11 protein-coding genes are annotated in these 15,048 nt (G+C 54.6%); 6 read left to right on the top strand and 5 right to left on the bottom strand.

Annotated elements, in window-relative coordinates; genetic code table 11:
• Nucleotides 1-8 precede the first annotated feature (8 nt).
• From P0H77_RS03355 to P0H77_RS03335, 5 genes are all read right to left on the bottom strand, one after another.
• The gene (locus P0H77_RS03355) at nucleotides 9-5,204 is read right to left on the bottom strand and encodes a RecQ family ATP-dependent DNA helicase (protein ID WP_276163582.1); all 5,196 of its coding nucleotides are present in this window, start codon (nucleotides 5,202-5,204) and stop codon (nucleotides 9-11) included.
• A 228-nt stretch (nucleotides 5,205-5,432) separates the two neighbouring features.
• Nucleotides 5,433-6,467 (bottom strand): ParB/Srx family N-terminal domain-containing protein, encoded by a 1,035-nt coding sequence (locus tag P0H77_RS03350; protein ID WP_276163581.1) that lies wholly within the window; start codon nucleotides 6,465-6,467, stop codon nucleotides 5,433-5,435.
• Nucleotides 6,468-6,804: 337 nt separating this feature from the next.
• Nucleotides 6,805-7,320 carry a DUF2778 domain-containing protein gene (locus P0H77_RS03345; RefSeq protein ID WP_276163580.1) on the bottom strand — a complete coding sequence of 172 codons (516 nt, stop codon included), beginning with the start codon at nucleotides 7,318-7,320 and terminating at the stop codon, nucleotides 6,805-6,807.
• A 116-nt stretch (nucleotides 7,321-7,436) separates the two neighbouring features.
• The gene (locus P0H77_RS03340; RefSeq protein ID WP_276163579.1) at nucleotides 7,437-7,919 is read right to left on the bottom strand and encodes a hypothetical protein; all 483 of its coding nucleotides are present in this window, start codon (nucleotides 7,917-7,919) and stop codon (nucleotides 7,437-7,439) included.
• Between the two features lie 14 nt (nucleotides 7,920-7,933).
• On the bottom strand, nucleotides 7,934-8,743 hold the full coding sequence (locus tag P0H77_RS03335; RefSeq protein ID WP_276163578.1) for a winged helix-turn-helix domain-containing protein: 810 nt from the start codon (nucleotides 8,741-8,743) through the stop codon (nucleotides 7,934-7,936).
• 697 nt (nucleotides 8,744-9,440) lie between these two features.
• On the opposite strand from P0H77_RS03335, the gene fimA reads away from it, so the two are divergent.
• From fimA to P0H77_RS03305, 6 genes are all read left to right on the top strand, one after another.
• Nucleotides 9,441-9,986, top strand: coding sequence for a type 1 fimbrial major subunit FimA (gene fimA, locus P0H77_RS03330; RefSeq protein WP_276163577.1), 546 nt, complete (start codon nucleotides 9,441-9,443; stop codon nucleotides 9,984-9,986).
• 71 nt (nucleotides 9,987-10,057) lie between these two features.
• Entirely contained in the window at nucleotides 10,058-10,570 is a 513-nt protein-coding gene (locus P0H77_RS03325) for a fimbrial protein (protein WP_276163576.1), read from the top strand.
• Nucleotides 10,571-10,579: 9 nt separating this feature from the next.
• A complete protein-coding gene (locus P0H77_RS03320; protein WP_276163575.1) occupies nucleotides 10,580-11,302 on the top strand; it encodes a fimbria/pilus periplasmic chaperone in 723 nt (240 codons plus the stop codon).
• 64 nt (nucleotides 11,303-11,366) lie between these two features.
• A complete protein-coding gene (locus tag P0H77_RS03315; protein ID WP_276163574.1) occupies nucleotides 11,367-13,982 on the top strand; it encodes a fimbrial biogenesis usher protein in 2,616 nt (871 codons plus the stop codon).
• Between the two features lie 10 nt (nucleotides 13,983-13,992).
• A complete protein-coding gene (locus P0H77_RS03310) occupies nucleotides 13,993-14,523 on the top strand; it encodes a fimbrial protein (RefSeq protein ID WP_276163573.1) in 531 nt (176 codons plus the stop codon).
• Nucleotides 14,524-14,535: 12 nt separating this feature from the next.
• Nucleotides 14,536-15,039, top strand: coding sequence for a type 1 fimbrial protein (locus tag P0H77_RS03305; protein WP_276163572.1), 504 nt, complete (start codon nucleotides 14,536-14,538; stop codon nucleotides 15,037-15,039).
• The last annotated feature ends 9 nt before the right edge of the window (nucleotides 15,040-15,048 follow it).

Below are 15,048 nucleotides of genomic sequence, written 5' to 3'. Positions count from 1 at the left end.
GCGCGTCATTACCGGGTATCCTCGGTCTCCACCAGCAGGATCGGGATCTGCCAGCTCTCTACTTTACATTTGCTCTGGAATTTCTCCCCTTCGTGGCTTTTATTGCGCTGCAACATCGCCAGTACCTGAGCATGACGAATACCGGGAAGGACTTTCGCCCAGACCTTTCTGCCGTTTTTGGAAAACTGCGCGATAGTTGTGCCGCTATACCTGATCGTAATATCGCGTTTCTCAGCGACGACTTCCACGCGTTCCCCCGGCTGTAGCGCATTCAGCACCTTATGAATCTCATGTGATTCTTCATGCGCGCCAGCAAACCCAATATTAAGCTGCGCCAGACCGGTAATCAGAAAACGCCGCAGTTTTTCGGGACAGGTTGCCTGACTACGCTGAGGGTAAAGCGGTCCCCCTTCCAGCAGCGGAAGGTGCGGATTCTGCTGATTATCAAGCTGCATAAGCACCAGCCGGGAGATCGCACGCGTCATGCCAACATAAAATAATCTGCGCTCCTCCTCCTGGCTTTGCATGTCTTCGCCAAAGGCTTGCGTCCAGCCGCCGTCGAGGATGATCACATGGTCGAACTCTTCGCCTTTCACGCCGTGTACGGTACTGAGTAAGACACCGCTACCGAAGCGCACCTGACGGCGCTGGGCGTTAAAATACTCCTGCATAAAGACATCAAAATATTCTGCGGGTAATGCCTCGTTCCCCTGGCTGGACTCCCAGTGATCGATCAGTTCATGCAGCAATTCGTGCCAGCGGTTAGCCTGCGCCACGTCCGGCAAAGGTTCGCGTAACGCATCCGGTGTCAACGGCGTCAGCCCCTGCGCCCGTAACCATTGCTGGTAAACCACAATTTCCCGACAGGCCCGAATCGGGAAACCCGCCTCTTTATCCAGCGTGAAGCGGCACGGTATCCCGGCATCGGTCAGCGCAGAACGCACCCGGACCAGTTCATTTTTATCAATACCGTTACGCGCAAGAATAGCGATGTGCTCAAGTGGACAACCTGTCTCTATGTCACGTATCCGCTGAATTTGCTGCACAACTTCCGCCGCCTGTTGCGCACCGTCTTTGCATTGCACAATCTCAATATTGCCCTGCCCCGGCTTCACGGCGTGCCATTTACCACCACGCGGCTCCAGATGGCGGTTTTCATCAATCGTAATCGGATGCTCACCCTTCATCCGGTTCTGATTATGTTCAATAAGCTGGTTGGATGCGGCGATAATGTTAGCCGTCGAACGATAATTCCAGGTGAGGTAATGCGTCTGGGCGTCGTAGTCCTTTTCGAAACGACGAATAAAGGTGACGTTCGCCTCACGAAAACCATAGATAGACTGATCGTCATCTCCCACCGCCATCAGGCTCAGCTTCACATCATCCTCGTCGGCATTCATCCCTGCCAGCGCGGCGATAAGCTCATATTGTTGCTCATCAATGTCCTGATATTCATCCACCAGCAGGTATTCCAGTCCACCTAATAAGTGCTCGCGCTGCCCTTCCATCTCCAGGCCGAGCTGCGTCTCCTCGCCTTTTAACAGGGCGATGGCATCCTTCAGCAGACTGGTAAAGTTAATGTCCTCGTTATCCTGATTGCCGACGGTATGCCCGGTCAGGCTTAATGCCAGACCATGAAACGTCTGCACCGACACACGGCTGCCGTCACGACCTAATAGCGTTTTAAGCCGACGGCGCAGCGATTGCGCAGCATTGTGGTTATAACAGAGCAGCAAAACCTTGCGTGGATCGACCTGTTTCACACGCATCAGATACGCGCAGCGGTGGACAATCACCTTACTTTTACCCGATCCAGGACCGGCCAGTACCAGCATGTTTTGATCCAGACTGGCCTGTACGATCTGCTCCTGACGCTGGTTATGCAGATCTTCCACGATCCGTTTCCACGAACTTTCACTGGTCGCCAGATTCAGCACTTTGCGGCGGCCTTTAAAGTACAGTGGCAAAAACGACTCGGCGTCCATCGCAAAGTAGTCCTTCACCAGCTGCTGCGCCGCTTTCGGTTTATCCAGCCCCAGCTTCGCATATTCGTTCATGACGTGGATTTGCAATATTTTTTGCTGGTAGTGCTGTTCCAGCGGCTGATAATCCGCCTTTACATAGCGATGCGCTTTTTCCACGTTGAGCCTGAGCGACATCGCAGAACGGAACACGGCCAGCCCGTTTTGCAAAATAATGGCATGTTGTTCATGCAGATAAAGCAGCGCGCGCTCGGCACCTTTAATTAACCACTCTTGCTCGTTACCCGTATTTCGCTCCTGGATCAGCGGAATGATATCCACGTCCTGACGCAGATAATCCAGCACCTGTTCCAGTGAGAAAGAGAGCATGATCCTTTTAACGCTATTTTCATCGCTCGCCGCGGCCTGCTGATATAAGAAGCCAAGCACCGCGTTGGTTAAGCGGTGGCGTTGCTGGATAATTTTTTCAATTATGGACCAGCTACGGTTGATGGCGATTTGATAACTGTCCCGACTGCCGTAACGAAACTCGATTGATCCTTTTTCTCCACTTTGTCGTCCGTCCTGCGACCAGCTATAAAGCAGATTGCGCAGCAGCGACGGATGGCTGCGATCGTGGCCCTGATCGATAATTAACTGGTTAAATTTGCGCAGATGCAGCGGATAAGACACTCCCGTCTCAGGATCGGGTAGCTGCTCGCGCAACAACGACAGCATCGCGTTTTCAATTTCCTGGATCTGGCTGGCCATCACTCGTGCATTATCTTTCCCCTTCGGACGAATATGCGTAGTGAGCAACAGACCTTTGGTGATCAGCTTTAAATCCGCCATCTGGGTCAGCACCCGCATGACGTCTTTCGCTTCAGTATGACGAGCGTTACCGGCATCGTGGCTAAGATACTTTGCCGCATCTTCCGCGATGGCATCGGCACTCAGCCCGTCGTCGTCATCTGCATTCAGCAGGGCCTGCAATATGGCGTTCCATAACTGCATGGCAGACGAATTAAGATTGAGGGCGCGAATTTTTTCCTGCGCCTCCTCCAGCGAGGCAAAGGCCACCTTGCCCTGAAATACCTGGGTGATATTGTCACTGCGCTCGACGTAGCCGACCCGTTCCAGCCAGGCAATACCGGTTTTGACTTTGGTATCCGCACCGCTGTCATCGGCAGTGAAGCTGGTTTCCACCATTGGCTGATTAATCAGTTCTGCGCTGGTGGCGACCACTTCGTTTTTCTCATTCACCTTGCGTTTAATGCCGCTGAATATCTGCCGAATATCCTTAAAGCTGACTTCACTGATGGCCTGAAGCTGGAACTGTTTTTCAATATCCTGCTCGTCAAACAGCAGTACGCAGTGGGCGTCCCGCGTATCACGCCCGGCCCGTCCGGCTTCCTGTAAATAGTTTTCCAGCGAGCCGGGGATCTCCGCGTGGATCACCAGCCGAACGTCGTCTTTATCGATCCCCATGCCAAACGCATTGGTGGCGCAGACAATCCGGTACTGTCCGGCAATAAACCCTTCGAGGATCTCTTTTTTCTGCGCACTCTCCAGCCGGGCATAAAATTTCGCCACCGGCAGCGACTGTTGCTGTATCAGCGCATCGGAGATTTCATCCACCGATTTGCGCGTGGCGCAATAAATTACACAGGAGCCGGGCCGATCGTTACCGAAAAACTGCTCAAGCAGGGAAAGAATTTGACTGAGTTTGCTGAGTCCCCGGCTTTCAAGGATTTCATAATGCAGGTTTACGCGCTCCACGCCGCCTTCAAAGCGCGCCAGCGGCTGCGGGATTTTATTCTGAAAATGTGAGCAGATGTCATTAATTACATCCAGTTTCGCCGTGGCGGTGTAGCAGAACACGGGAGGAACGGGCACCTGCTGCTCTTTCGCCAGCGCCTCGATGACGCTGGCGCAGTAGAGATAATCAGGACGAAAATCGTGCCCCCATTTTGACAGGCAGTGTGCCTCGTCAAATACCCAGCCGCCGAGTTGCCGCTGTTTAATGGCATTTTTCACCGCCCGATTGCGCAACTGTTCCGGCGAGAGATAGAGAATCGCAATATCACCCTGCCGTACCTGTTCGAGGATCGCCCCCCGTTCCGGCAGGGTCAGCATCCCGGAGATCGCCGCCACGCCCTCGACGCCCGCCTTTTGCCGCAGGTTATCGACCTGATCTTTCATCAGCGCCTGCAACGGTGAGATAACGATGGTCAGTGAACCGTTGCGCTGATTGCGCACGATGGCGGGTAGCTGATAGCAGAGTGATTTACCACCGCTGGTCGGCAAAATACCCAGCAGCGAACGGCTGGCGAGTCCGCACTCAACGATATTGCGCTGGAGCGGCATACCGTCAGGAAGAGGACGAAAATCCGGCAGTTCAAAAATCCGCTGCAGATGCCGTTTCGCATCATGATTTTGCAGACAGTAAGGACAGGCGGGATCCTGGCACTTTTCCTCGCGCAGCTCACGGATGATATCGGCTGTCGCCGGAAATCGCCGCCAGACCCACGGTGGCAGCACGGAATTCCCACCGGAAACCGGTAGCCATGCGCAAGCAAACGCCAGCGGCAGCAGCTTTTGCGGCTGGCGTAACGCGTCGCCAATGACCCGGTTAAGCTGGTTCGGACACACTTTATTTTGTGCGATCGCTTTTACCAGCGTCGGCAATGCCACCGCCTGGATCGCCTTCTTGCCGGTCAGCGCAGCAAACACCTGGGCCAGACCACGGGTATTAAATTCCGTCGAGACGCCGTGTGCGAACAGATACTGGTATAGCTGAAGCTGCTCCAGCGGCTTACTTTGCAGAGCCACCAGCTGTTCCGAGAAGATTTGCAGCGCCAGCCGTGAATCATTCACCGGATCGTTAATGCTGTCTCTGACCAGCTTATAATCTTTGATCAGACGATGATAAGGATTAGCCGGGAAAGCCAGTGGAGAGAGGTAAAGCGTATCGATGATGGGTTTATCAAGCAGGATATGCGGGCGCACCGGCTGGCTGGAGAGCCACGGCAGATCAAAATCTAAAATATTGTGGCCGAGAATAACACCGGCCTCTTTTGCCAGATGATCCAGGCGGGCAATAGCATCGTCCTGATTGCCTTTAACATTCAGCGTCTCATCGGCCAGCACGGCGCCAAGATGCCTGAACTTATTATCCCGGCTTAACTCCAGATCGAATGACAGGATCCGCTGTGGATCCAGTACATCAGTGGTTTGTTCCATTAACCGACTCCATAATCTCCCGCTGAGATACATGAAATCGATAAATCTGGCCGGAGATAACAGGTTTATTTTGCAGAGATTAAATCATGAGAGGCGGAGGATATCCAGCAACAACGTGATTTGTAAGGCAAACAGAATGATTAGCATTGTTGAAGAGAGGGCTTTCATTCACAGACAGAGGGTCGTTAAACGCGAAAGCACTCTCTTCCGGCAACGATAATGCCTCTCTCACTCCTCCCGATTAAGGATCTTCTCCAGATACGCCGCAAGCTGGTGCCGCTGCAGATAGTCACTGACTTGCCGCGTCCAGCCTTCACCATTGCCCAGTACCGCGCGACTGGTAGTAGAAGCGTGCAGGTAACGGTTGTCGTAAAGATTAATCAGCGTCTGGTTCATTGAATCAACATTGAAGCCCGGCTTTTTGCGCTGCTGATGCTCCAGCGAACGCAGTATTCGCTCCTGCTTCTCAGGGTCCGGGGTAAAAACCTGCTCGTTCAGCTCGCTGATCACCAGGAATTCGGGCGGGATGCCCTCTTCCCGCGCCGCCTGAAAACGATAATGCCCGTCGAGGATCACAAAAGACGCCAGCCCGGCGATATACCAGACAAGGACGGGCGGAAGCTGCCCCTCGCGGCATTTTTTTCGCCACCACTTCAGCCGTCCGGCGTCGGTATCGACCGCGTAACGGCCCAGCAGTAAATTCCCTCCCCACCACCAGTCCACCATTTTTACTTTCTCCGGCTGGCTGAGATCGGCCATATCCTCGGCATAAAGCATCCAGTCGCAGCCCATGTTGTCGGCGCTGGCCGGCGAGCGAAAATGCCAGTTTTCCGGGGTAAACGGCTTTTTGAGCGAGTACGGGGCGCTGTCTTTCACCTGCTCCATCGGGCGCATCAGCCAGCGGCGCGCGTGCAACAACGGCGAAGGTGATTCCATTAACTGACGGGCAAAATAGCGGCACCACTCGCGAGTCCAGGCCTCACGGCCTTTGCGGAGAATGGTTTCAATATCCTGCGAAGTGACGGGCGGCAGCAGATTTTGCTGGTCCGGATGATCGGCATTAAACACCAGCCAGACGCCGGAATAGTCGTTGAGTACCGTCGCCCAGAATAGCGTCTCACCGCGCACGTTCAGCGCCATCCGGCCATGGTGACCGCTCAGCATCTCCAGAGTTTGTGCTTTTTCGCTATCGCGGACGATAAGTTCAAGGCCTTGCCAGCGATCGCTGCGGTCGAGGAAATCTTTCCACCAGTAGTGAGGCATGCAGGGGCTCCGGTTAGGTACCAGGATATGTACTGTTCAATGTCTGCCTCTATTGTAATCACAAATATCGTTAACTTATCGCTTTATGGTTTTTACTAACATCGTTATAAATATATAAAGGAGAGTGGTCATTGATAACACACTGATAACAGACAGATAAAACCATGTGTCATAAAGCGATTCTATATTCACATCCCCATAGAGAAAACATGCTACTTTGTCTGCAATCCCGTCATTAATCCAGTCTTCCGGCTTTCCCAGAAGACGGCCAACGGCGATTGAAAGCAGGATGAAGAATACTGCTTTAAGTAGCCTGAGCCCCCACAGAAGCAGGCTTTTAGTTATTGCGGCTGATTCCATTCGCGACAACCTCGATAAAACCACGTGCCTTAAGAAATCTCATACAAGGAACCTGCACGGGACTGCTGTTCATCAATGCATTCCTTATCCTGGCATAATCAGAATTATGAGGGATTGTTATGCATCCCTCCGATATGTGTCCGGGATGAAGTCTGAATAAGCCACGATGAACACTGTTTACCCATGTACTATCATCAATTTCCCAATCATCTCTATACAGTGCAAACCATTCATCACGGCCAAATGCTGCGCCATGCCACGTTTTGTTCCATCCATCCTGCACATTAGCTTTTAGCCCTGAAAAAAAACCACCTGAGCCACGCTCCACAACCCAGTATTTACCCACCGGTAATGGGCCATTTTTGAGGACATGACTATAAGCGGCTTTATTACGATAAATTCCATTTCCCGAGAAAGCCAGAAATGTACCAGCACCGTAGATTGTTAAGGGCGCAAAATCCGCATTATTTAAAATGAAATTCCCTTTAAGCATCGAATACCCATTAAAAAGTATGGTTAATATTTTTTTATCCTATACCGCATTCGGTGCTAAAAAGTGACATCTCGTGCTAAAAGATAAGAGAAACTTACAGGTCCTGAAATATTGGCTTACCGCACCTCACAAACAAACAGCGGCGTATCGACAATCATAAACACCAGCAAATCGTCGCTGCTCCTGACGACACGGGTCAGCATTTTCATATCGCTGCGGGCGGTGAGGAAAAATGCTGGCAGGTACTTTTTAAAGGCGTTAAAGCTCTCCGCGCTACTGTAATTCATCACGCTCGCGTCGTTAGACATCACCATCACGTTATTCTTTTTGAGTTCATAGTTAAAGGTTTTGCGCAGCCTTAGCACGGTAGCGCTGGCCGAATCCTTTCCGACCAGCGTGATAAATCCATCACCATTATCAAATGAAATAGCCATCCGAAAAGCGATGACTCTGTCGTTATCAACGATACTCAATCGGGCATCACAGGCTATGGCATCACGCTCTGAGCGCAAATGGCTAACGAGGTAGAGGCAAATCATCAGGAACATCAGCGAGAGTACGGCGACCGCGTAGTTAATATTCACATTTATATTCAGCATAGATCGTCCGTTCATCAATAAAAAAAGTAGAATGACTGGCAGCCGGGGCTGAGTCCTGAACCGGGTTGATTGCGGCAGGCAATCAGTGATGGATAGTCAGCAACATGATTTCCGGTGATATATACCCAGCGGCTGCTACGACAATCCACCATCGATCGCCTGATAAGCCCCTGAAAAATCGTATCGTCTTCAGCAATACTGTTAACAAAGACCTTGCAGCCTTCAATATCATTGATTTCAATATAGGCAGAGAAATAGTTTTTTTGCGGCGTGGTGATGTGCCACCAGGCGATCAGCAGCAGCAATAAGAGCCCCCCTGCGACAGCAATAGTCCTGGCGCCAGGTCTTATTCGGGACACGTTTTTTTCAGCGGGAGCCGCGGTTATTACCGCCAGCGGTGCGGAGACTTCAGCCATTTCATTGCTGGCAGGTTCAGTAGCTTTATCCAGATCTTTATGCAGAATCGTAATGTCAGCCGGAATGGTAAACCCGCGCTTTGGGATCGTCTTTATAACCTCTCTGCCACCTTCTATTTGCGCCAACGCTTTTCGCAATAGCGAAATATTCTGGTGTAAGGTATTCGCATTCACATTCATTCCCCGCGCATTCCAGACGCGGGTAAGTAATGTTTCCTGGCTAATAATCTCACCCTGATTATCGAGCAGAATTTTAAAACAGTTACTGGCGGGAATAGGTAACGTCACCATTTTATCGCCGTCAGTATAATGCAGTAAATGTGCCTGAGCATCATAGATAAGCGCTTCATTTATAATATAAACCACGGCCACTCTACCAACCTCCTCCATTAAGATAGCGTCAGACACAGTCCCCCCGTCGCTATATATCCATAGTTTCAGGTTATCTTCTGGTTGAATTAATTGGATTTAATTATATTAAAATCCCTTAATCCACTCAAACAAAATAACACTGTTCTTTGTAGCGTCATTGCATCCCCTTTTAGGTTTTCTTCATAAATCACAACAAAATCAGGGCATTGAATTTATCATACAAATAAATAAATCATTAATTTCATAAATACATGAGTGGCAAACCCGCACCGTTAGCAAGTACATTTTGAAGCCTGAGCGGGTGCTGTGCCAGCTCGCGGGATGGTTAACACGTAATAACGCCAGAAACTAACGATGCACTTCAATGCATCCTGAAAACGATATGACTAAACCTGAATACGCTAATCGTTCAGCAGGAATCTATTATGGAAAATAGCAGTTTAACGATCGTACGCCCTGTTACTGCGGCAGTGAATGAAAAATCTATCAGCCTCCGTTCAGACCCTCTGGCGCTGCCATTTATTACGCCAGCAAGCGCATGCAAAAATAAGGACATAACGATAGCGACTTACCCGTTTCCAAATACATCCTAATCCACACTTAATATTGGCGTTGATCAGGATGCCAAATGCAGAACCGGCGGTCGGCTCATTCTCTAAAAAGAGAATACCTGAAGGCAGGACGACCCCTTATTTTGATTCGTAGTCTTTCTCTCGATTAAAAGGAATATAGCATGAAATTGAAAACTCTGGCGCTTACCGCCCTGTCAGCGCTTTCTCTGAGTTCAGCCGCCTTTGCCGATACCACTGCCGTTAACGGCGGTACGGTGCATTTTAAAGGTGAAGTGGTTAACGCCGCCTGCGCGGTGGATGCCGATTCTATCGAACAGACCGTGCCGATGGGCCAGGTGCGTACCGCCAAGCTTGCCACCGTGGGTAGCACCAGCACCGCCGTCGGCTTCAATATTCAACTGAACGACTGTGACACCACGGTAGCCACTAAAGCCTCCGTGGCGTTCTCCGGCACGGCGGTCAACAGCGAGAATGCTAACGTGCTGGCGCTGCAAAACTCTGCCGCCGGCGGCGCGACTAACGTCGGCGTCCAGATCCTCGATAAAACCGGCACGCCGCTGGCGCTGGATGGCGCATCGTTTAGCTCTGCTGTGACCCTGATCGACGGCACCAATATCCTGCCGTTCCAGGCACGCTACTTCGCTACCGGGAAAGCAACCGCCGGTACCGCGAACGCTGACGCCACGTTTAAGGTTCAGTACGAGTAATTCAGCGTAATGCACGGAAGCGCGACGGGCCAGGACGGCCCGCTCTGTTTAACGCGCGCAAGGTGATACCGATGCAAAGGATGATAACCGGTCTGTTGATATTGCTGATGCCCCCGCTGGCGCTGGCCGAAGGCACGATGCGCTTTCAGGGCGTCATTATTGCTGAAGCCTGCCGCGTTGAGGCGGGAGATCGCCAGATGACGGTCAATATGGGGCAAATCGGCAGTTACCGTCTGCATTCGCCCGGCGAGGACGCCAATCCCGTTCCCTTTGATATCCACCTTCAGGACTGCACCACGGCGGTCAGCGAGCGCGTCGGCATCGCCTTTCGCGGGGTGGCCGACGATAAAAATCCGGATGTGCTGTCCGTCGGTGAAGGCCCCGGCATCGCCAGCAATATCGGCATCGCGCTGTTTGACGCAGACGATAACCTCATCCCGCTGAACAGCCCGCCACTCGCCTGGACGCGGCTATATAACGGCCCGATGACGCTGCATTTTGTCGCGAAGTACCGGGCCACCGGTCGGCAGGTCACCGGCGGCGTTGCGAATGCCCAGGCGTGGTTCGCCCTGACTTACCAGTAAGCAAAAACAATGTTGATAACTAAAGAGCATGACATGAAGAAGATGATGACGCGTCGCCTGCTGGCAGGATTGCTGATGATATTAACGTTTAGTTATGCCGCGCGCGCCGGGGCGGGCGTGGCGCTGGGCGCTACGCGAGTGGTGTATCCCGCCGGGCAAAAACAGGTCCAGCTACCGGTCACCAGTAACGCCGAAAACAGCACTTATCTGATCCAGTCGTGGGTCGAGAATGCCGACGGACAAAAAGAGAGCCGCTTTGTTATCACCCCGCCGCTGTTTGCGATGCAGGGCAAAAAAGAGAACACCCTGCGCATTATCGATGCGACCAATCATCAGCTGCCGCAGGATCGCGAAAGCCTGTTCTGGATAAACGTTAAAGCGATCCCCTCCATGGATAAGGCAAAGCTGAGCGACAACACGCTACAACTGGCAATTATCAGCCGCATCAAGCTCTATTACCGCCCGGCTAACCTGGCGCTGCCGCCGGATCGGGCCGCGGAGAAGCTGCGCTTTCACCGCAGCGCATCGCGCCTGACGCTGAGCAACCCGACGCCGTATTACCTGACCGTCACCGAACTGAACGCCGGAACGCGGGTGCTGGAAAACGCGCTGGTGCCGCCAATGGGAGAAACCTCGGTGCAACTGCCGTCAGATGCCGGAAGCACCATCACTTACCGGACCATCAATGACTACGGCGCGCTGACGGCCAGAATGCAGGGCGTCATGCAGTAACGCGCCCCACCGCTGAACTCATGCAATCGCAATTATCACCGGACGACGACGGACCGGAGGGACTATGTCACAGTTGAAATATGGATCGCGCGGATGTGTCAGCCGCCTTTATCCGCGTCCGGGACGCCATTTTATTCCGCTGCCGCTCGCGCTGCTGATCGCCTCGCAGGTCTTTTCCGCGCGGGCCGAGCTTTATTTCAATCCGCGCTTTTTATCCGACGACCCTTCCGCCGTGGCCGATCTCTCCGGGTTCGAGAAAGGTCAGGAAGTGCCGCCCGGCGTCTACCGCGTGGATATCTATCTGAACGACGGCTTTATGACGACCCGCGATGTAACGTTCAACGCGGGCGATGACGGTAATGGACTGTCACCCTGTCTGACGCGCGGGCAGCTCGCCAGTATGGGCGTCAATACGTCCAGTGTCGCGGGAATGAACGCGCTGGCGGTTGATGCCTGCGTGCCGCTGACCTCAATGATTAACGATGCGACCACCCGGTTCGATGTCGGGCAGCAGCGCCTGTATCTGACGGTCCCGCAGGCATTTATGGGCAACCATGCGCGGGGCTATATCCCGCCGGAACTGTGGGACGACGGGATCGCTGCCGCGCTGCTCAATTACAACCTGACCGGCAACAACGTCCGCAACACCCCCGGCGGCTCCAGCCATTATACGTATCTCAACCTGCAAAGCGGGCTTAACGTCGGCGCATGGCGGCTTCGTGATAATACCAACTGGAGCTACAGCGGCGGCGGCGCATCGTCGAACCATGAGAACCGCTGGCAGCATGTAAACACCTGGCTTGAGCGCGACATCACCCCGCTGCGCTCGCGGCTGACGCTCGGTGATACCTACACCAGCGGCGACATTTTCGACGGCATTAACTTTCGCGGCGCGCAGCTGGCCTCCGATGACAATATGCTGCCGGACAGCCAGAAAGGCTTCGCCCCGGTGGTGCACGGTATCGCGCGCGGCACGGCGCAGGTCTCCATCAAACAAAACGGCTATGAGATCTACCAGAGCACGGTGCCGCCCGGTCCCTTTACGGTTAACGATCTGTACGCGGCGGGTAACGGCGGCGATCTGCAGGTAACTATCAAAGAAGCAGATGGCAGCAGCCAGATCTTCAGCGTGCCGTGGTCGACGGTACCCTTCCTGCAACGCGAAGGCCATACCCGCTACGCCGTCACCGCCGGTGAATACCGCAGCGGCAACGGGCAGCAGGACAAGCCGTCGTTCTTTCAGACTACCCTCCTGCACGGCCTGCCGGCGGGCTGGACGCTGTATGGCGGGACGCAACTGGCGGATCGCTACCGCGCCTTCAACCTCGGCGTCGGGAAAAATATGGGCACCTTTGGCGCGCTGTCGCTGGACGTGACCCAGGCCAACGCACAGCTGGCGGATGACAGCGATCACCATGGGCAGTCGCTGCGTTTTCTGTACAACAAATCGCTGACCGAAACGGGCACCAACATTCAGCTGGTCGGCTACCGCTATTCGACGCGCGGCTACTTCAGCTTCGCCGACACCGCTTATCGCCGGATGAGCGGTTATCGCATTGAGACGCAGGACGGGCCGATTGAGGTGAAACCCAAAATCACCGACTACTACAACCTCACCTGGAATAAACGCGGTAAAGCGCAGGTCAGCGTGACCCAGCAGCTTGGCCGCACCGCGACACTGTATGTGAGCGGCAGTCACCAGACTTACTGGGGCACGGACGGTGCCGATGAACAGTTGCAGGCCGGGCTGAACACCGTGGTCAACGATATCAACTGGACACTCAGCTACAGCCTGACCAAAAACGCCTGGCAGCAGGGACGCGATCAGATGCTGGCGCTCAACGTCAACATCCCCTTCAGCCACTGGCTGCGATCTGACACCTCTTCAACGTGGCGACACGCCAGCGCCAGCTACAGCATGTCGCACGATCTTAATGGCCGGATGACCAACCTTGCGGGCCTCTACGGCACCCTGCTGGAGGACAATAACCTGAGCTACAGCGTGCAGACCGGCTACGCCGGCGGCGGGACGGGCAACAGCGGCGGCAGCGGCTATACGGCGCTGAACTACCGCGGCGGCTACGGCAACGCCAACCTCGGCTACAGCCACAGCGAAGGCATGAAGCAAGTCTATTACGGCATGAGCGGCGGCGTGCTGGCTCATGCCGACGGCGTCACCTTCAGCCAGCCGCTGAACGACACCAGCGTGCTGATCAAAGCGCCGGGCGCTAAAAACGCGAAAGTCGAAAATCAGACCGGCGTCTTCACCGACTGGCGCGGCTACGCCGTCATCCCCTACGCCACCGAGTACCGGGAAAACCGGGTGGCGCTGGATACCAACTCGCTGGCGGACAACGTCGATCTGAATGAAGCCGTGGCAAGCGTGGTGCCGACTCACGGCGCCGTGGTGCGCGCCGAGTTTCGCGCCCAGGTGGGTATGAAAGTGCTCCTCACCCTGATGCACAACGGTAAGCCGGTGCCGTTCGGCGCGATAGCCACCTCCACCACCAGCCACAGCAGCAGCATTGTGGCGGATAACGGCCAGGTCTATCTCAGCGGCATGCCTGCCGCCGGCCAGGTCGGGGTGACGTGGGGTAACGGCGCGGACGCCCGCTGCGTGGCGGACTATCGCCTTGACGCGCGCCAGACGCTCAGCCAGATCACGGCCATCTGCCGCTAAGGAACCGACCATGATAATTCTGCAACGCGCGCTCTTTGCTCTTCTGTCCGGCCTCGCCGCGACGCCCGGCCTCGCCGCAGACAGCACCATTTCTGTCAGCGGCCTTGTCCGCGACAACGGCTGCGCGGTGGCGACGGACTCAAAAGAGTTTACCGTCATGATGGGCACCGAAGCCGATAAACAGTTTCCCACGGTCGGCGCGGCCACCCGGCCGATGCCGTTCAGCATCGTGCTGTCGCCGTGCGGCACGGCGGTAACGGCGGTGAAAGTGGGCTTTAATGGCCTCGCAGATAACGACAACCCTGCGCTGTTAAAACTGGCCGACGGCGCGACCTCCGCTGGCGGCATCGGCGTGCAGATCCTTGATAACCATCGCCTCGCCCTGCCGCTTAACGCCGGTTCATCGGCGCTTGAGTGGATCCCGCTGACGCCAGGCCAGACCAACATTCTCAACTTTCACGCCCGCTTAATGTCCACGCGGGTTCCGGTCACCGCCGGGCAGGTTAATGCCACGGCCACCTTCACCCTTGAATTTCAATAGCCGGAGGCTGACATGCAACGGACTTTTTCCCGCTTCCTGCTCGCGGGATTACTGGCAGCGGTCATCGTGCCCGGCCACAGCGCCGACGTTACCATCACCGTCAACGGCAGAGTAGTGGCCAAACCCTGCACCATCTCCACGCCCACCGCGAACGTTACCCTGGGGGAACTTTATACCTTCAACATGATTTCGCCGGGAGCCGCCTCCGCCTGGCACGACGTGATCCTCGACCTCACCAACTGCCCGGTGGGCACTTCGACGGTCACCGCCACCTTCAGCGGCACGGCGGACAGTACCGGCTATTACCAGAACCAGGGCACCGCCGGGAACATCCAGCTGGAGTTGCAGGACAAGGACGGCACCACGCTGAATAACGGCACGCTCAAAACCCTGCCGGTGGATGACGCCAGCCAGTCGACGCGCTTTCCGCTCAAAGTGCGGGCGCTGACGGTCAACGGCGGCGTCACCCAGGGCACGATCCAGGCCGTCATCAACGTTACCTACACCTGGGCCTGACAGGAGACC

This window comes from Superficieibacter sp. HKU1 (assembly GCF_029319185.1).
In the GTDB taxonomy this organism is placed as follows: domain Bacteria; phylum Pseudomonadota; class Gammaproteobacteria; order Enterobacterales; family Enterobacteriaceae; genus Superficieibacter.
The sequence above is the reverse complement of the archived record's forward strand: the minus strand, read 5'-3'. Positions and strand labels throughout refer to the sequence as shown.